We start from the raw sequence: 17,273 nt of genomic DNA on the forward strand, positions 1-17,273 counted from the left end.
CCAGTAGTCGTTATTCACCACCGCCGAGCGAGTGGACGAAGATTGCGAGCTGTTTAACGGTCGCATCACCAAGGCGTGTTTCCCAAGCAGGCATCACACCATGCTTCGGACGCGCGACCTGACGCGCAATAGCGTCTTCACCAGAGCCATAGAACCAGATGGCATCGGTGAGATTTGGTGCACCAAATTCACGCAAGCCCTTTGCATCCGCGCCGTGACAGACGGCACAGTTTTCAGCAAAAACTTTCTGGCCTTCTGGAACCATGGCTGGATCATGTGGCGTGCCGGAAAGGCTGACCACGTAAGCTGCGACATCGCGTATCTGCGCGGGTTCGAGAACATCGGCAAAGCCGGGCATTTCCGAAACGCGCGTTTCACTATCGTCAGGGGAGCGCACCCCATGGCGAATGGTTGTGAGAATGTCGTCAACCGAACCACCCCAAAGCCAATCATCATCATTGAGGTTTGGATAGCCGGGCGCACCCTGTGCGCCTGAGCCGTGGCACTGCACGCAGTTGACACGGAAAGCGGCCGCCCCACCTGCAATCGCATATTGGCGCAGGTTTTCATCGGCCAGAATCTCATGCACATCCTTGGCTTTGATCTGGTCGATAATACCCTGACGATCGGCAGTGATCGCGGCGTTTTCTTTCCAGAAATCGCCGCGGCTCGACCAACCGATCAGGCCTGCTGTTGAGTTGGAAATCAGCGGCCATGCCGGATAGGCAATGACATAGGCAAGTGCCCAAACGATGGTTGCGTAGAAAGTCCAGAGCCACCAGCGTGGCATAGGATTGTCGAGTTCCCTAATGCCATCCCATTCGTGGCCGGTGGTCTCTACACCACTGACTTCATCTATCTGTTTGTCAGTCATTTTTGTCGTCCTTGAATGGAATTTCCTTCGCTTCATCGGCTTTCTTTTTGCTTCCGGGGCGGAAGGCAAAAAGAATGACAAAGACGAAGAAGAGCGCCATGGCGAGCAGGCCCCAGCTATCGGCGAAAGTGCGTAGGGTATTGTAATCCATCGCTAAATCTCCGCTTTATCTCGCTTTGGGGGACTGATCGTAGGTCGAGAAGTCAACAAGGGTGCCGAGCATCTGAAGATAGGCGATCAGCGCGTCCATCTCCGAAATGACCTGCGGGTTGCCGTCAAAATCGCCAACGCGTGCCTTAGGGTAACGGGCCTCGACGCTGGACGTATCGGCGTTTGGATCGGCCTGCGCCTTCAGATCAGCAAGCGCGTTGTCGACCATCTCCTGCGTGTAAGGCACACCGACTGCCACATTGGCCTTCAGGTTCGCAGCGATGTTGTTGGCATCAAGCGGACGATCCTTGAGGAAAGCGTAGCTTGGCATGACCGATTCCGGCACCACGTCACGCGGGCGGATCAGGTGCTGTACGTGCCATTCATTGGAGTAACGTCCGCCGACGCGCGCAAGGTCCGGCCCCGTGCGTTTTGAGCCCCACTGGAACGAATGATCGTACATGGATTCCGCCGCCAGACTGTAATGACCGTAGCGTTCCACTTCGTCGCGGAACGGACGGATCATCTGGCTGTGGCAGAGGTAGCAGCCTTCACGCACATAGATGTCGCGGCCCGCGAGTTCCAACGGTGAATAAGGACGCATCCCTTCCACCTTCTCGATGGTGTTTTCGAGATAGAACAGCGGCGCGATTTCAACGATACCACCGACCGTAACCACAGCGAGCGAGGCGATCAGCAGCAGTGTTGCGTTTCTCTCCAGCTTGGAGTGTTTTTTCAGAATAGACATAAATCACACTCCTTATTCGGCTGGCTGCATCGTGGTGCCGGCTACAGGCCGGGCACCGCCCATTGGGGCTTCTTTGCGCAGATTGCCGCGAATGGTCTGGTAGACGTTCCATGCCATCACCAGTCCACCGGCGAGGTAAAGCAGACCGCCTGCCGTACGGATCACGTAGTAAGGGAACATTGCGAGCACGGTTTCGGCGAAGGAATAGACGAGGAAACCCTGATCGTCGTATTCGCGCCACATCAGGCCCTGCTGAATGCCGGCAACCCACATGGCGGCGGCATAGAGCACGATGCCGAGTGTTGCGAGCCAGAAGTGCCAGTTGACCATGCGGATCGAATAGAGGCGTTCACGGTCCCATAGTTTTGGTGTGAGGTAGTAAACGGCAGCAAATGTGATCATGCCATTCCAGCCGAGCGCACCAGCATGGACGTGACCGATGGTCCAGTCCGTATAGTGGGACAGCGAATTGACCGCCTTGATCGACAGCATCGGACCTTCAAAGGTTGCCATGCCGTAGAAGGCAATTGCTGCAACCATCAGACGGATGATCGGATCGGTACGAACCTTGTCCCATGCGCCGGAAAGCGTCATCAGACCGTTGATCATGCCACCCCATGAAGGCATCCAGAGCATGATCGAGAACACCATGCCGAGCGTCTGCGCCCAATCGGGAACAGCCGTGTAATGGAGGTGGTGAGGGCCAGCCCAGATATAGAGGAAGATGATCGACCAGAAGTGAACGATCGACAGGCGATAGGAATAGACCGGACGGTTCGCCTGCTTGGGTACGAAATAGTACATCATCGCGAGAAATGGCACGGTCAGGAAGAACGCAACTGCGTTATGACCATACCACCACTGTGTCACGGCATCCTGCACGCCTGCGAAGGCCGAATAGCTCTTCACGCCGAGGAACGATACCGGGATCGCCAGATTGTTGATGATGTGCAACATGGCGATGGTGATGATGAACGACAGGTAGAACCAGTTTGCCACGTAGATATGTGGTTCTTTGCGCTTCAACACGGTGCCGAGGAAGACAACGAGATAGGCGACCCAGACGATGGTAAGCCAGATATCGACATACCATTCCGGTTCAGCATATTCGCGGCTCTGCGTGATGCCGAGCAGATAGCCGGTTGCAGCCATCACGATGAAGAGTTGGTAGCCCCAGAACACGAACCAGGCCAGATCGCCGCCAATGAGGCGGGCGCGACAGGTGCGCTGCACGACATAGAAGGATGAGGCGATCAGGATGTTACCGCCAAACGCAAAAACAACTGCTGAGGTGTGCAGCGGACGCAAGCGGCCAAAGTTCAGATAGGGTTCCAGATTGAGATCGGGAAAAGCGAGCTGGGCCGCGATAAGTACACCGACCAGAAAGCCAACGACACCCCAGAAGACCGTTGCGATCACGCCGTAGCGGATCGGTCCGTCCATATAGGTGGACTGATCGACCTTTTTTGGCGCAAGGCCATAATCGGCGTTCCGCATCAGCAAAATGGTGAAGATGGCAAGTGTAGCGAACAGAATCCACATATGGGTTCTGAACAACTCATCATGAGAAAATCCGGCCAGAAGCACGGCAAAAAGTGCTCCCAGACCAGAAAGGACTGTTCCAGCGGCGTAGTTCATCTAATCCCCTCGCAGCGCAAGTCAGAAGCTGTCGAAGTGAAGACAGCTATAGCGATAGTTCTCTATCGGCTCTCTGCGAAAGGGTGTCATTGATCTAAATCAACGAGCGTTAGAGCGCATCCCGAAAAGTGTGAAACGGTTTTCGGACAAGATGCGCGCCAAAACAAAAGATCGGAGCGCCTGCGATGAATTGGGAGTTTCGGGGGAAGTCAGTTGCCAAGTGTGATGCGTCGGCATCTCAGCGCCTTGGTATTATGCCGCAGCTTGTGTCGGAATAATGAGGAGGGCACGCAGGCCACCTTCAGCACGGTTATGCAACTGCACCTCACCGCCCATACGTGTTGCTGCCATTTGGACAATTGGAAGGCCAAGACCGCTGCCGTTCTCGCTTCTGTTCGCACCGCGATAGAAGCGTTCGGTCACATGGATCATTTCCTCCGGCGGTATGCCAGGCCCGTCATCCTCAACAGTGAAGACGAGATGTTCGCCATCCTGATAAAGGCTGCATCGTACCGAACCGCCTTCCGGCGAATGGTTGACGGCGTTCTCGATCAGATTGCGCATAGCGAGCGTAAAGAGGTGCGGATATTGCATGGTTACAAGCGGCAGGTTGTCGGGTAGCTCGACCTTCACGCCACGATGCGCCGCGAGCATCCGCATATCCGTTGAGATAGAAACCAGAAGCTGGCAAGCGGGTTCGGGTGCCGGTGGTTCCATTTCGTCGCCTGTTTCGAGTGCTGCCAGATCAAGCAACTGGTTGACCAGACGGCTGGTGCGATCCACGCCAGCTGCAATCTGACGAACGGCATTGATACGCATGGTATCGTCTTTTGCACTCTCGGCAATCTGAGCCTGCGTTTTGAGGCCCGCAAGCGGGGTTTTCAATTCGTGTGCGGCAAAGATTGCGAAATTACGTTCGCGTTCCCGCGCTTCTTCCACACGATGGAAAAGCCCGTTCAGCGCCGAAACAGCCGGGGCAATTTCTGACGGAAGTTTCTCTTCTCGGAGTGGCCGTAAGTCTCTCGCATCCCGTTTGGACAAGATTGCTGCAAGGTTGCTCAATGGGTTGAGTCCACGCCGCACGCACAGCCAGATCATACCAGCAAGGATCGGCAGCAGAAGCAGTGCCGGTAGTACGACGCCTGTCACCACGTTTTGCACAAGCCGCTCACGCACTGAAAGGCTATCGCCCACCATCACGCGCAGTCCGAGCTTTGTATTTTCAACCGCAAATACTCGCCAGCGGTCGCCCGCGACAATCGTGTCCGAGAAGCCGTTGGCCACATCGGTCAGGCGTTCACCTGGTGCGCTTTCGGACCGTCCAACAAGTCTGCCGTCGATTGCCCAGATCTGGCAGAAAAGCTGGCGATCATAATGGGGAAAATCATCCATCGGCTTGAGTGAAAGCTGTCCGCCGTCGCCATCGGGATTAACCTCAACGCGCCGCTCGATCAAAAGCGAATTGACCATGCGGGCGGCTTCCATCAAGCGCGCATCGAGCACTTTTTCGAGGCGCGACTGCGTGCTCACATGAATCCAGATCACGGCAAACAACCAGACGAGACAGGTGATGCCGATCAATATGCCGGTGAGGCGACTGCGAATGGAGTTCATGCCTGAGCTCCCGCGAGCCTGTAACCGACACCGCGCACAGTCTCGATAAAGCCTGAACCAAGCTTGGAGCGCAGGTGATGGATATGCACTTCGACTGCGTTGCTTTCGACTTCTTCCTGCCAGCCATAAAGCGCTTCTTCGAGCGATGACTTGGAAACCGTCGCTGTCGGGCGTTCCATCAAAGTACGCAATATCGAAAATTCACGTCGTGTCAGGCGAAGCGGCTCGCCCTTGAATTGTACCGACATTTCGGCCGGATCAAGTTCTACGCCTTGCCATTCAAGTGTAGCACTGGCGCGACCTGAGCCGCGCCGTGCAATGGCTCGAACGCGTGCAGCAAGCTCGTGCAGATCGAAGGGTTTGCCGACGTAATCATCTGCACCTGCATCAAGCCCTGCAATGCGTTCGGGCACCTGGTCACGTGCGGTCAGCAAGAGGACCGGTGTTTCATCTCGCGCCTGCCGCATGGATTTCAGGATGTCGAGACCTGAGCCATCCGGCAGCATCAGGTCGAGCACAACCGCGTTGTAATTCTGGGCGGCAAGCGCTGCTTCCGCATCGCCACAACTTGCAACAGCATCCACGGTGAATCCGGCTAATCCCAGACCCACGGAAAGCCCGTCGAGCAGGATTGCATCGTCTTCAACCACCAGAATGCGCATGTGTCTTCCTGTTTCCGCCTTGTTTCATCTGTAAGCGGCTTCTCGCTTTGCCAGCTTAAGGCTGCCTTAAGGTGACGACAGCATTTGCTTTTTACAACCTAAACTATTTTGCACGAATCAAATTACCCGGAATAACCCGAATGCGCTTTTTCGCGATACTCGCCGCTTTTCTTATGTTTGCTTTTTCACCTGTGCTGGCTGCAAGCCCGCTGCCGGTCGATGATGCTTTTGGTTTAAGTGTAGCGAAGGATGGCGACAACCGGCTCCTGCTGAACTGGCAGATTTCCGACGGCTACTATCTCTATCGCGATCATATCGAAGCAAAAGATGCAAAAGGCGCAGCACTTACCGTCGATACGCAACCGGGCATCACCAAGGATGATCCGAATTTCGGACGGCTCGAAGTCTATTACACGCGAGCAAGTGCCAGTGTTCCGGTGGGTAGCGAGCCCATTCAGCTGACCTATCAAGGGTGTCAGGAAGATGGAATCTGCTATCGCCCTGAAACCCGTACCATTGATCCGGTGACGCTCGCAGTCAGCAGCCAGATGGGTAAGGCTTTTTCGCAAGGCTCTCCATTTACGGCCGCCTCAACTCCGAATGACCAAGGCAAAGCTTTCGCACTCGCTCCTGAAAAAGGCATGATCGAAAGTCTTCTCGATCAGGGCGGTTCAGCGCTGGTGATTGCTGCGTTTCTTGCTTTCGGCGTGCTGCTGGCTTTTACGCCTTGCGTGTTCCCAATCTATCCGATTGTTGCGGGAACTCTGGCGCGAGAAGGCGAAAAACTTACTGCACGACGTGGCTTCGTTCTGTCCAGTACCTATGTCGTCAGCCTCGCACTTGGTTTTGCAGTCATCGGCGCTATTGCGGGCTGGTCCGGCCAAAACCTGCAAATGGTACTGCAGTCCAAATGGATGGCGCTGGCACTTGCCGGAATATTCACCTTGCTTGCCCTGTCGATGTTTGGCCTGTTCCAAATACAGCTGCCATCCTCTTGGGTGAGCGCAGTTTCAGCTAAAACCGGGCAGCGCACCGGTTCAAAGCGCTCCGCCGCAGTTCTCGGCTTTTCGTCGGTGTTGATCGTCGGCCCTTGTGTTACGGCGCCCTTGGCAGGTGCGCTGCTTTATATCGCACAAACCGCCAATGTTGCCCTTGGAGCCAGCGCCTTGTTCGCGCTTGGTATTGGTAAAGGCTTGCCTTTGATCGCATTCGCTACGCTTGGCGCAGGCACCTTGCCACGTGCCGGGGCGTGGATGGAAATGTTCAAGCAGGTCTTTGGCTTTGGTTTTCTCGCAACCGCTATTTTCATGGCCGCGCCCTTGCTGCCATCGGGCGTGGATATGGTGCTTTGGGCCTTGCTGCTGTTTGGCGTTGCAAGCTTTGCCTTTCTCAAGATACCGGGGCGCAGTGTCGTCGCCCGCACCATTGGCACGACGGCCTTCGTCTATGGCGTCATTTTGATGCTCGGGGTGGCTTCTGGTGGTCGCGATCCATTGCAACCGCTGGCGGCATTGGTTAATCGTGACGTTAACCATAACTTGGCCGAGCTGCGATTCGCGCCGGTCGAAACGGTTTCTGCCCTTCAGGAAAAGCTGGATGCGGCGCACGGCGACAAGCCGACGCTGGTCTATTTCACGGCAGATTGGTGCGTCAGCTGCTCTACTGTGGAGCGGCGCGTCCTGCCGGATGCAGGCGTGAAGAAAGCGCTTGGCGGATATCAGCTTATCAAGGCGGATGTCTCGGACCTCAATGCGGGCAATGCCGATCTCATGGCAAAGCTTAAAGTAGCAGGTCCGCCAACCATGGTTTTCTTCAACAATGCCAGCAAAGAGCCTGAAGGAACAAGATTGGTCGGCGATGTATCGTCGGCAACCATTGAACGTTCTGTCGGACTTCTAAAGGCCGGTGAGAAACAAGGCTTATGAGAGCGCGTCCCGAAAAGTGGAAACCGGTTTTCGGAACAAGACGCGCGTCAAAACGAAAGGTTAGAGCGCCGATCTGATTCAATCAGATCGAAATGCGCTCTAAATTGAACATGGCTCGGGGACATTTGGGGTATGGGGCATTGACCACTCACAATCAAAAGGGGCGCTCAACTGCGTCCTTAGCGCGACTGATATTGATCAGCCTTCTGCCGTTTGCAGTTGCGGCTTGCACGACGACATCGTCAGATAGGCCGATCGCAGTGACGATGCCAGAGACGGTTGCTGTCGCTCCCCAGCCCGTGGCTGCAGCACCTGTTGTTGAGCCTTTGCCAGAGCCTGAAGTGCAGACGGCAAAGAGCGAATATGAAGTCATGTATGGCGCGGTCAATGATGGCGGTAATCAGATTGCGGCACTTGATCTGAGCAAAATCGCCGAGCGTAATCTGCGCAAGCAGGTGAACTACCAGACCAGCCATCCGGTTGGAACCATCATTGTCGATCCCTATGCACGCTATCTTTATCTCGTGCAGCCCGGCGGCAAGGCCATGCGCTACTCCGTGGGCGTTGGTCGCGCTGGCCTGACTTTTAGCGGCGAAGCAAAGGTTGCCTATAAAGCGCAGTGGCCGCGTTGGACACCGACGCAGAATATGATCAAGCGCAATCCTGATCACTATGCGAAATATGCCAAGGGTCTGGAAGGCGGCATCCGCAATCCACTCGGCGCGCGAGCCCTTTATCTCTATCGCGACGGCAAAGATACGCTCTATCGCATCCACGGTACGAATGAGCCATGGTCCGTCGGTAAAGCCGCATCTTCAGGCTGCATTCGTCTTTTCAACCAGGACATTCTCGACCTTCACAAGCGTGTTTCCAGCGGAAGCCGTGTCGTCGTTCTGGACAAGTCTCAATCTAGGTCCCAGTCTGGGCAAGGAGAAAGCTAATGATCAATCGTCGTCAGATGCTGGCAGCAACCGCAGCCGGTGCCGCAACAATAGCCATTTCTGGCGGCGAGAGCTTCGCTCAGCGTGTGCCGACCGTCGCCGATGTTCTTTATGACAAGGAAATCCCGGTTCTCGGTAATCCCAATGGCGACGTCACTATCGTTGAATATTTCGACTATCAGTGTCCCTACTGCAAAAAGGGCCACGCTGAACTGATGCGCGTTGTCGAAAATGACGGCAAGGTGCGGCTGGTGTTGAAAGACTGGATTATCTTTGGTGACAACTCTGCCTATCCGGCGCGACTGGTGCTGGCAGCCGAAAAGTCGGGTGATTATGTCAAGGCGATGGAAGCCATGATGCTAACACCGGGTCGTCTGACCAAGGACCAGACGGATGCAGCACTTAAGAAAGCTGGTCTTGATCCGAAAAAGCTTGAAGCTGCTTACAAAGCCGACGCTGCTCGGATCAACGGTATTCTTGAGCGCAACATGGAACAGGGTGAAGCCTTTAATTTTGGCGGCACGCCATCGTTTGTCATAGGCACTAGACTTTATGGTGGCGTGATGAATGAGCAGAGCCTGATCGACGCTATCAAGGAAGCGCGCAAGGCCTAATACCAAAGTTCATTGAGTGAAACTCATTGGACTTTGGTTAAGCCCGAGTGGCGCTTGAACTTTATCAAGGCGTGATGCGTTAGCATCTTGAGCCGCCTTGGTATAAAAAGCGTTTCAAAAATTTGAAAGCAAGCAGCGGAGTGTTGTCGGTCTTGTTAAGCGTTAGCTTTCCTTCATAGTAAGAAGGATAACGGACATGAACCTGATGACACGCACGCTGACAAGCAACAATGACACTGATGAAAGCCGTTGGCTAAAAGTGCTGGCGCGCGACAAGGCATCAGATGGCGAATTCGTTTACGCTGTACGCACGACGGGCGTTTTTTGCCGTCCGTCGTGCCCATCGCGCCGTGGTAAACGCGAAAATGTTCAGTTTTTTATTACTTGCGACGATGCGGAGCACGCTGGCTTTCGCCCTTGCATGCGGTGCAAGCCGCATGTCGATGCAACGCTGGAGACACAAAATACTGCGCGTTACGCGGATATGGTTTCCGCCGCCTGCCGCTTCATCGAAAATGCCGATGAAGTTCCGGCACTCGAGGAGATTGCACGCGTTGCCGGTGCCAGCCCAGCACATTTCCATCGCATCTTTAAAAGCTTTACTGGTCTGACGCCGAAGGCCTATGCCGATGCACATCGCGCAGGAAAAATGCGCGCAGCCCTCAAAGCCAATGACATTCGCGTAACGGACGCGATCTACGAGGCAGGCTATAATTCTTCCAGCCGTTTCTATGAGGCTTCGGACAAGATCCTCGGCATGAAGCCGAAGGCCTACAAGTCCGGCGGTGAAAACGAAACCATCCGCTTTGCCATTGGACAATCCGCCCTGGGTGCTGTTTTGGTAGCCGAAAGCGGGAAGGGGGTCTGTGCCATTCTGATGGGCGACGATCCACAGGAGCTGATTGCCGATCTGGAAAAGCGTTTTCCCAAAGCGCAGCTTGTGGGAGCAGACCGCGATTTCGAGGATCACATCGCGCAGGTCATCGGCTTTGTCGAAAATCCCGGCATAGGATTCGATCTGCCGCTTGATTTAAGAGGCACAGCTTTTCAGCAGCGCGTGTGGCAGGCATTGCGAGATATTCCGCTTGGAAAAACAGTAAGTTATAGCGATCTTGCGCAAACGATCGGTCTGCCCAAATCAACGCGTGCGGTGGCACAAGCCTGTGGTGCCAACAAGATTGCTGTTGCAGTTCCATGCCATCGCGTGGTGCGCAATGATGGCGGCCTGTCCGGTTATCGCTGGGGTGTTGAACGCAAGCGTGATTTGCTCGAAAGAGAGCGCCAGTCATGAAGGATAAACTGGCCTCTTATGAGTGGGAAAAAATTGCCGATGAGCTGGACCAGTTTGGAACGGCGACGCTAGGGCAACTCTTTTCCGAAGAGCAATGTAACGAGCTCGTCGGCCTCTATGATGCTTCTGATGCGTTTCGCTCGACAATATCAATGGCAAGGCATGGTTTTGGACGCGGTGAGTACAAGTATTTTGCCAATCCGCTGCCTGAGATCATCAGCACATCCCGCAAGGCGCTATATGCGCGGCTAAGCCCCCTGGCCAATCGCTGGAGCGAACGTCTGGGAAGTGGAGTGGAATATCCGGCAAGCCACGATGAATATCTCGCAATCTGCCATGCAGCAGGGCAGACACGCCCGACTCCACTGATCCTGCAATATGTCGAAGGTGACTACAATTGCCTGCATCAGGATCTTTACGGCGATCTCGCTTTCCCGCTTCAGGTGGCAGTCCTGCTGTCACAGCCGGGCGAGGATTTCACCGGCGGTGAGTTTGTACTGACGGAACAGCGTCCGCGTATGCAGAGCAGGGCCGAGGTCGTGTCCCTGCAACAGGGAGATGCGGTTGTTTTTGCGGTCAATGATCGACCAATGCGTGGCACACGAGGCGATTATCGCGTCAAGATGCGCCATGGAGTCAGCCGCTTGCGCTCGGGCAGGCGCCATACGCTGGGCATTATATTTCATGACGCACGATAAGGGGTTGCAACGTTTCGGTTGATAGCTTTTGATCGCGACACAAGATCAAAGGAGTCGGAAATGAGCGTGACCATCTACGGTATCAAAAACTGTGACACCATGAAGAAGGCGCGCACCTGGCTTGAAGATCATGGCATCGAATACGCTTTCCACGACTACAAGAAGGAAGGCCTCGATGCCGCGACACTTGACCGGTTTCTGAAAGATGTTGAGTGGGAAAAGCTGATCAATCGTGCGGGCACCACTTTCCGCAAGCTGCCTGAAGACGAACGTCAGAATGTTGATGCTGCAAAGGCACGCGAGCTGATGCTGGCACAGCCTTCCATGGTCAAACGCCCGGTAATCGATAAGGACGGAAAGCTAACCGTCGGTTTCAAGCCAGATCAATACGAAGCGTTTTTCGAAGCTTGAGCATCTCAAGGTTTGCCTTAGATAATATGTCTTCACATGACGATAGTGGGCAGGCCAAACCATGCATAAGCGGATAGACAAAATTTTCCAGCAATGGTCGGTCAGTTGGCGGGATGCGTTGATTGCCTCTGTTGCCGGTGCGGTCGCGTGGCTGGTTTGCCAGTGGATGCTTGGCCAGCCACGGCCTGTCTTTGCAATGGTGACAGCGGTTATCTGCTTGGCACCCAATCTTCCCAATCACGGCAAGCAGGCGATCGGTGTCATTACCGGCGTCACAACAGGTGTTGTGGTAGGGGAGTTGTCCCTACTTTTACCGGAAACAATTCCGGTTCTGCATATGAGTGTTGTCACCTGCATAGCCATGGTGCTTGCAACGACATTCGGCTTGGCACCCGCAATCGCCATCCAATCGGGCGTTTCCGCCATTCTGGTTCTGGCTATGGGGCCACAGGTTGCTGGTATGACGCGCCTCATTGATGTGCTGGTCGGCGCCGGTGTCGGGCTTTTGTTCAGTCAGATATTGGTGACGCCCGATCCGGTGAGGCTCATTGACAGAGCCGTGCGGGGACTGGTCGATAACATTCTGAAAGGCCTGAAACAGTCAGCAATTGCCCTTGAAAAGCAAGACGTTGTTCACGCGCAAAGCGCCATAAACCAGTTCACGCAGGCACAACGAGCAGTCAATGCGCTGGGTGATGGCATTGCATTGGCGCGATCCAATGCGCGATGGTCGCTCCGCGGGCGCCTTGTCGCGCGTGAGGTCAGCGAAATGGCGGGCCGCTATGATCGTCGTGGCATTCGTCTTTATGCATCGGCACTGTTGTTCGGCGAAGCTCTCGGCAATGCGCTGCGCAAGAAGGAAGCGTCGCCGCCAGAATGGATTGCACAGGCGTTGCAATCGGTGATCCACAATTGCAATCTGGATGAAGGTGAGGTGCCGGTGCGCCTGACAGCTGTGCCGCAGGACATTGATTTCAGTTGGCGCGATACGGCTTTCCGTTTGCAATCGGTGAATGAAACACTGCTGCATTTCCTGCATTCAGCCCAGCCTGACAGTGTGCCGGTGCGACGACAACCGTCGAACTAAGATTAGTGGGATGCCATTTAGTCCGAGATAAAGAGGTAAAGATGGATCAAAGATTGGTGACACCACTTAATAAAATGCAGCGAGCAATTCAGCTAGCAGCTTTTCATTATATTGTTTGCCTCAAAGCAATCCCAACAAATGCTGATCATAAATTGAACATTGATAAGAAGGAGTACGTATTTGAAGGTATTAGAAAGGCTGAAAGCTTAGAGTTACATGTAGAGTTTCAGTCCTGGGCGGCTGTTTCTGTGCTGCGAGATTTAATAGAAAGCTTCTCTATTTTCCTAATGGAAATATACGCAGTTGCACTAGAACAGAATCCCGATGCTGATTTTTCTACCACAGCAAAGAAATTTGAGCGGCGAGGTATCGAAGATCAACTAGATATTTTGATGAAAGATTTTTCAGTCGACGCAGCTTGGGTTTCGCGGCTTATTGGTTTTAATCGGGCAAGGAACTGTCTTGCGCATCGCGCTGGAGTAGTAGGCGCTCCGGATCTGGTAGAGAGTAACGAATTGGTTGTCCGATGGTTAGATGCTGAAATAGCCGTGCATGATGGCTTGGATTCTAACAAGATGGATATGTCTAGTCCCATGGGTTCTTTGATTAAAGGCCAACCTCATGGAGGTCCGCCAGCGAGTTTCACAGTGAAAGATCGGGAGAAGCGCATACCTTTAGGCAATTTTCTAGAGTTTTTGCCTAGTGAAATTCTTGAGATTTGTTCTACTTTCCAATTGGCCTCGGCAGCATTTAGCGACCTCTCTAGACCGTTAGAACGCCAAACCACGGACCTTCGAGAATGATAAAGTCCGCTTGCGCGCACTAGAGTTTACCTGAAAGCTGAGTTGATAGGTTTGATCAGAAAAATTCAATTGTATGCCTTCGCGCGAAGCGTATTTTCCCCGCCATGAACAAGACACTCTCCCAGACATACCCGCACCAGATTGCACTCCGTTATGCCTTTGGCGGCTTCCTTGCCATGATCGCGGTAATGGGTATTGGTCGCTTCATCTATACGCCAATTCTGCCGGGTATGATGGCGGATGTGGGTTTTGATGCAGCAGATGCCGGTTTCATCGCATCAGCCAATTATGTCGGTTATCTGCTTGGGGCGGTTGTTGGCGGCTATGGCTGGTCTGCCGGTATTGAACGCGCCAGCGTGCTTGTGGGGCTGATCATCAGTGCCGTGCTTTGTGCGCTCATGGCACTGGTCGATGGCGTGTGGCTGTTCTCAATCATCCGGTTTGCAGCAGGTTTCATCAGTGCCGTCACCATGATTCTCGCAACCGCAATCGTGTTGAGCCATATCACGGCAGCGGAGCGGGCAGGGCTCGGTGCACTGCATTTCGGTGGCGTGGGTGCGGGTATTGCAATTTCCGCAGTAATGGTGGCTGCCATTCGGCTGTCCGGCCTTGGCTGGAAAGCAGACTGGATGGGCGCGGCTGTTCTGAGCGTAATCTTGGCCGCTCTCGTGGCCTATCTCGTGAAGGAAGGCCCGGTCGGTGGCACGAATGGCAAGCGTGAACCGGCTTTGCCAAACAGTTTCGCGTTCAATGCAATTGCGCTGGCTTATGGCATTTTTGGTTTTGGTTATGTGATTACGGCGACATTCATCATTGCCATCGTGCGTTCCAATGAGGGCGGGCCGCTGATGGAAGCGGCGGTCTGGGTCATAACCGGATTGTGCGCTGCACCCTCAATCTGGCTATGGTCGCCTGCTATCAGAAAATTCGGATTGTTTTCTGCCTTTGCTCTGACTGCCGTATTGGAAGCGATTGGCGTTGCCGCAAGTGTGGTTCTGCCCGCACCTTTTGGCCCACTGATTGGCGGTGCATTGTTGGGTTTGACGTTCATGGCTTTGACTGCCTTTGGCCTTCAGGCTGCGCGTGTTCTCGCACCCCATTCGCCAAAGCGCGCACTTGGGCGCATGACAGTCTGTTTCAGTATTGGCCAGATTGCAGGGCCGTTGGTTGCCGGCTTCATGGCGCAATATTCCGGCTCGTTTACCCTGCCAAGTCTGATCGCCGCTTTTGCGTTGCTGGTCACAGCTTTCATAGGCCTTGCCGCTGGCAAGGCTGCCAAGTAACGGGAAACCTTACAAAAATTTAACTGGTAAAGGACGTTGGACAGGCATTTCATAAATGCAGAATTGCATTTTTGGATTTTCCTGATGTTCGTATCATTCTTTCCTCGTCCCAAACTGCTCTTTTCTTCAGCTCTTCTTTGGACACTACTTGCTGTCATTGGCTGGTATGATGGGGGGAGCACTCTTGGACGGTTTGTCGGCCTGCCACGTGCAGCGGCAGAGTCTGCGCCGATCATCGGCGCTAGCGTCTTCTGGTCCGCACCATTTTTGTGGTTCTACATTTATTTTGCCGTTGCGGTGTTTGCGTTCTATGCTTTCTGGAGTGCGTTCTCGTCGCACCCATGGCAGCGTTGGTCGATCCTTGGTTCGGCTCTCATCCTGTTTACAACCTATTTCAGCGTTCAGGTCAGTGTCGCGATCAACGCCTGGTATGGGCCGTTCTATGACATGGTGCAGAAGGGGTTGAGTACGCCGGGTGCTGTATCCGCTGTTGATTTTTACTGGGGCGCACTGGACTTTGCTGGAATTGCCTTTTTGGCCATCACCATCGGCGTCTTGAGCATGTTCTTCGTCAGTCATTATATTTTTCGCTGGCGTACGGCCATGAACGATTATTACATGCTGCATTGGCAGAAATTGCGTCATATCGAAGGTGCCGCCCAGCGCGTGCAAGAAGACACAATGCGCTTTTCCACCACGCTGGAACAGCTGGGTGTAAGCCTTGTAAAATCGGTTATGACGTTGATTGCCTTTTTGCCAGTGTTGTTCACCTTCTCCAAAAAGGTCAGCGAACTTCCAATAATTGGCGTAATTCCACATGCGCTGGTCTGGGCTGCGATAGTTTGGGCTATATTCGGGACGGGCTTTCTGGCGCTCGTTGGTATCAAGCTACCGGGTCTGGAATTCAACAATCAGCGCGTGGAAGCGGCCTACCGTAAGGAACTGGTTTATGGCGAGGACCATGCTAATCGCGCAGAGCCTGTCACCATGCGCGAGCTTTTCACCAATGTTCGCCACAATTATTTCAGGCTCTATTTCCACTATGTCTATTTCAACGTCGCACGTATTTTCTATCTGCAGGCGGATAATATCTTTCCGCTCCTGATCCTCATTCCCTCTATCGTAGCAGGTAAGCTGACGCTTGGTTTGATGAGCCAGATTTCCAATGTTTTCGAGCAGGTGCGGACCTCGTTCCAATATCTCGTCAACTCATGGACGACGATTATTGAGCTGCTTTCAATCTACAAGCGTTTACGTGGCTTTGAGGCAGCTATTGAAGGACCGCCAGCGCCTGTACTGGATCAGGAAAATCTGGGCCTCATGTCATAAAGCCTGTGCTCTGCTCTGAGCGGCACTGTCGCCCAGACCATCGGAGTGTGCGTCGGTGCTGCTGTTGAGATAATCATTATAGGTCGTGCATTTGACATCTGGTTTGTTGCAGACTTCCGACACCAACCGTTCCATGGCCCGCCAATAGGCACCGTCATTCATCAGCACAAAATGAAAACCGAGCTGTAGCGGAATGCGCTCACCGTCATATTGCTTGTCGAAAGCGGTACGAAACGCCTTGTAGGCGCGGTCCTCAAACTCTGCTGATTGGGTAGGTAGCTCCTTGCCCTTTGAGTGACGAACATAGAGATTGTAGTCCATGCCGACGATAGCGCGCTGGGATGGCCCTTCAGGAATAAGCGGCAGGCCAAAGGATGCGAACTGGCCATTTATCTGTGGCAGTTCCGGTCCACGTGTGATGGACGAAGCCTGATAGCGGAAGCCATTGGCTTTCAACGCATCCTGCACCGGCTTGGATGCCGCGAGATAAGGCGCGCGAAAACCGTTGATGCCCTTGCGGGCCAGCTCCTGCCAGCCTTCCGGTTCGCCTTCGATGCTGTTGTTCTTATAGGCGTCTGCCGTGATGCGACGGAATTCCTTGATTTCCTTGTCCCAGTCTGCGGTTGACCAGCTGGTGCCATCAAAATGGCCGCAACCATGGCTTGCGATCTCGTTGCCTTCCAGATGTGCCTTCCAGATATTGTCGAGGCGGGTCACAACTTCATCATGGCTCAGTGCAAAGCCGACATTGGATGCGCCAGCAGGCTTACGCGGGGGCTGATAATCGCGGCGGTCTTTCTTTTCCATCAGAAAGACGCAGGACAGAAAATAGGTAAAATGTGCATTGTTGTTTTTCGCCAGCTCCCGTGAACGCGTCCAAAGCTTGTTGTCATGCGCGCCGTCAAACGAAATCAGCACATATTGTGGCTTCGTCGTCTGGGCGAGGACGGGGCTTGCAGCGAGTGAGGAGGCGATGATGACGGCGGGAGTGATGAGGCGCATGGGGGAATGAACGCAATCTGACTGGAAAAGTTGCTTGTTAGTCACAAAATATGGCGAAGCTCCGACATAGATGTACATTGTTTCTTGCACTTACAGCTTATTTCGCCGACAGGTCTTACATATGGCGTGAATTCCGACTAAAAGCGCCAGAATAGATAAATTAAGATCAACGGGTTTTAGAGCGCGGCTTCAAATCCGTTGCA

General features: G+C 53.8%; 17 protein-coding genes. 10 read left to right on the forward strand and 7 right to left on the reverse strand.

Annotated elements, in window-relative coordinates:
- Nucleotides 1-10: 10 nt before the first annotated feature.
- From ccoP to C9380_RS02825, 6 genes are all read right to left on the reverse strand, one after another.
- A complete protein-coding gene (gene ccoP / locus C9380_RS02800) occupies nt 11-874 on the reverse strand; it encodes a cytochrome-c oxidase, cbb3-type subunit III (RefSeq protein WP_100559665.1) in 864 nt (287 codons plus the stop codon).
- On the reverse strand, nt 867-1,025 hold the full coding sequence (locus C9380_RS02805; protein ID WP_024896091.1) for a CcoQ/FixQ family Cbb3-type cytochrome c oxidase assembly chaperone: 159 nt from the start codon (nt 1,023-1,025) through the stop codon (nt 867-869). Before C9380_RS02805 ends, ccoP begins: the two co-directional genes overlap by 8 nt.
- 15 nt (nt 1,026-1,040) lie before the next feature.
- Entirely contained in the window at nt 1,041-1,772 is a 732-nt protein-coding gene (ccoO, locus tag C9380_RS02810) for a cytochrome-c oxidase, cbb3-type subunit II (RefSeq protein ID WP_024896092.1), read from the reverse strand.
- 12 nt (nt 1,773-1,784) lie between these two features.
- Nucleotides 1,785-3,410: a cytochrome-c oxidase, cbb3-type subunit I gene (ccoN, locus tag C9380_RS02815; RefSeq protein WP_024896093.1), complete on the reverse strand. Its 1,626-nt coding sequence runs from the start codon at nt 3,408-3,410 to the stop codon at nt 1,785-1,787.
- A 252-nt stretch (nt 3,411-3,662) separates the two neighbouring features.
- Nucleotides 3,663-5,024 carry an ATP-binding protein gene (locus C9380_RS02820; RefSeq protein ID WP_128092949.1) on the reverse strand — a complete coding sequence of 454 codons (1,362 nt, stop codon included), beginning with the start codon at nt 5,022-5,024 and terminating at the stop codon, nt 3,663-3,665.
- Complete coding sequence (locus C9380_RS02825) at nt 5,021-5,686, reverse strand: response regulator (RefSeq protein WP_094541507.1); 666 nt, start codon at nt 5,684-5,686, stop codon at nt 5,021-5,023. The genes C9380_RS02820 and C9380_RS02825 overlap by 4 nt, the downstream gene beginning before the upstream one ends.
- A 140-nt stretch (nt 5,687-5,826) precedes the next feature.
- Here C9380_RS02825 and dsbD point away from each other — a divergent pair, with 140 nt between their 5' ends.
- The 10 genes from dsbD (at nt 5,827) to sbmA (ending at nt 16,068) form a co-directional block, all read left to right on the forward strand.
- On the forward strand, nt 5,827-7,611 hold the full coding sequence (dsbD, locus tag C9380_RS02830) for a protein-disulfide reductase DsbD (protein WP_128092950.1): 1,785 nt from the start codon (nt 5,827-5,829) through the stop codon (nt 7,609-7,611).
- Between the two features lie 266 nt (nt 7,612-7,877).
- Nucleotides 7,878-8,552, forward strand: coding sequence for a L,D-transpeptidase (locus C9380_RS02835; protein WP_247877559.1), 675 nt, complete (start codon nt 7,878-7,880; stop codon nt 8,550-8,552).
- Nucleotides 8,552-9,166: a DsbA family protein gene (locus C9380_RS02840; RefSeq protein ID WP_128092951.1), complete on the forward strand. Its 615-nt coding sequence runs from the start codon at nt 8,552-8,554 to the stop codon at nt 9,164-9,166. Before C9380_RS02835 ends, C9380_RS02840 begins: the two co-directional genes overlap by 1 nt.
- Nucleotides 9,167-9,362: 196 nt before the next feature.
- Nucleotides 9,363-10,457, forward strand: a complete 1,095-nt coding sequence (gene ada / locus C9380_RS02845; RefSeq protein ID WP_024896099.1) for a bifunctional DNA-binding transcriptional regulator/O6-methylguanine-DNA methyltransferase Ada — start codon at nt 9,363-9,365, stop codon at nt 10,455-10,457.
- Nucleotides 10,454-11,155: a 2OG-Fe(II) oxygenase gene (locus C9380_RS02850; protein ID WP_100559657.1), complete on the forward strand. Its 702-nt coding sequence runs from the start codon at nt 10,454-10,456 to the stop codon at nt 11,153-11,155. The genes ada and C9380_RS02850 overlap by 4 nt, the downstream gene beginning before the upstream one ends.
- Nucleotides 11,156-11,215: 60 nt before the next feature.
- On the forward strand, nt 11,216-11,566 hold the full coding sequence (locus C9380_RS02855; RefSeq protein ID WP_128092952.1) for an ArsC family reductase: 351 nt from the start codon (nt 11,216-11,218) through the stop codon (nt 11,564-11,566).
- A 61-nt stretch (nt 11,567-11,627) separates the two neighbouring features.
- Complete coding sequence (locus C9380_RS02860) at nt 11,628-12,653, forward strand: FUSC family protein (protein ID WP_128092953.1); 1,026 nt, start codon at nt 11,628-11,630, stop codon at nt 12,651-12,653.
- Between the two features lie 41 nt (nt 12,654-12,694).
- Entirely contained in the window at nt 12,695-13,456 is a 762-nt protein-coding gene (locus tag C9380_RS02865; RefSeq protein WP_128092954.1) for a hypothetical protein, read from the forward strand.
- A 104-nt stretch (nt 13,457-13,560) separates the two neighbouring features.
- On the forward strand, nt 13,561-14,739 hold the full coding sequence (locus C9380_RS02870) for a YbfB/YjiJ family MFS transporter (RefSeq protein ID WP_128092955.1): 1,179 nt from the start codon (nt 13,561-13,563) through the stop codon (nt 14,737-14,739).
- 84 nt (nt 14,740-14,823) lie between these two features.
- Nucleotides 14,824-16,068 carry a peptide antibiotic transporter SbmA gene (sbmA, locus tag C9380_RS02875; protein ID WP_128092956.1) on the forward strand — a complete coding sequence of 415 codons (1,245 nt, stop codon included), beginning with the start codon at nt 14,824-14,826 and terminating at the stop codon, nt 16,066-16,068.
- Here sbmA and C9380_RS02880 read toward each other — a convergent pair.
- Complete coding sequence (locus C9380_RS02880) at nt 16,063-17,070, reverse strand: polysaccharide deacetylase family protein (protein WP_247877558.1); 1,008 nt, start codon at nt 17,068-17,070, stop codon at nt 16,063-16,065. The genes sbmA and C9380_RS02880 overlap by 6 nt on opposite strands.
- Nucleotides 17,071-17,273: the final 203 nt, after the last annotated feature.

The organism is Brucella pituitosa, assembly GCF_003049685.1.
Lineage (GTDB): Bacteria > Pseudomonadota > Alphaproteobacteria > Rhizobiales > Rhizobiaceae > Brucella > Brucella pituitosa.

What these genes read in the sequence shown, in the direction of transcription:
- C9380_RS02820 (WP_128092949.1), bottom strand. Translation starts at nt 5,024, where the DNA reads ATGAACTCCATTCGCAGTCGCCTCACCGGCATATTGATCGGCATCACC.
- C9380_RS02870 (WP_128092955.1), top strand. Translation starts at nt 13,561, where the DNA reads ATGAACAAGACACTCTCCCAGACATACCCGCACCAGATTGCACTCCGT.
- C9380_RS02840 (WP_128092951.1), top strand. Translation starts at nt 8,552, where the DNA reads ATGATCAATCGTCGTCAGATGCTGGCAGCAACCGCAGCCGGTGCCGCA.
- dsbD (WP_128092950.1), top strand. Translation starts at nt 5,827, where the DNA reads ATGCGCTTTTTCGCGATACTCGCCGCTTTTCTTATGTTTGCTTTTTCA.
- C9380_RS02865 (WP_128092954.1), top strand. Translation starts at nt 12,695, where the DNA reads ATGGATCAAAGATTGGTGACACCACTTAATAAAATGCAGCGAGCAATT.
- ada (WP_024896099.1), top strand. Translation starts at nt 9,363, where the DNA reads ATGAACCTGATGACACGCACGCTGACAAGCAACAATGACACTGATGAA.
- C9380_RS02880 (WP_247877558.1), bottom strand. Translation starts at nt 17,070, where the DNA reads ATGCGCCTCATCACTCCCGCCGTCATCATCGCCTCCTCACTCGCTGCA.
- sbmA (WP_128092956.1), top strand. Translation starts at nt 14,824, where the DNA reads ATGTTCGTATCATTCTTTCCTCGTCCCAAACTGCTCTTTTCTTCAGCT.
- C9380_RS02805 (WP_024896091.1), bottom strand. Translation starts at nt 1,025, where the DNA reads ATGGATTACAATACCCTACGCACTTTCGCCGATAGCTGGGGCCTGCTC.
- ccoO (WP_024896092.1), bottom strand. Translation starts at nt 1,772, where the DNA reads ATGTCTATTCTGAAAAAACACTCCAAGCTGGAGAGAAACGCAACACTG.
- C9380_RS02835 (WP_247877559.1), top strand. Translation starts at nt 7,878, where the DNA reads ATGCCAGAGACGGTTGCTGTCGCTCCCCAGCCCGTGGCTGCAGCACCT.
- ccoN (WP_024896093.1), bottom strand. Translation starts at nt 3,410, where the DNA reads ATGAACTACGCCGCTGGAACAGTCCTTTCTGGTCTGGGAGCACTTTTT.
- C9380_RS02850 (WP_100559657.1), top strand. Translation starts at nt 10,454, where the DNA reads ATGAAGGATAAACTGGCCTCTTATGAGTGGGAAAAAATTGCCGATGAG.
- C9380_RS02825 (WP_094541507.1), bottom strand. Translation starts at nt 5,686, where the DNA reads ATGCGCATTCTGGTGGTTGAAGACGATGCAATCCTGCTCGACGGGCTT.
- ccoP (WP_100559665.1), bottom strand. Translation starts at nt 874, where the DNA reads ATGACTGACAAACAGATAGATGAAGTCAGTGGTGTAGAGACCACCGGC.
- C9380_RS02860 (WP_128092953.1), top strand. Translation starts at nt 11,628, where the DNA reads ATGCATAAGCGGATAGACAAAATTTTCCAGCAATGGTCGGTCAGTTGG.
- C9380_RS02855 (WP_128092952.1), top strand. Translation starts at nt 11,216, where the DNA reads ATGAGCGTGACCATCTACGGTATCAAAAACTGTGACACCATGAAGAAG.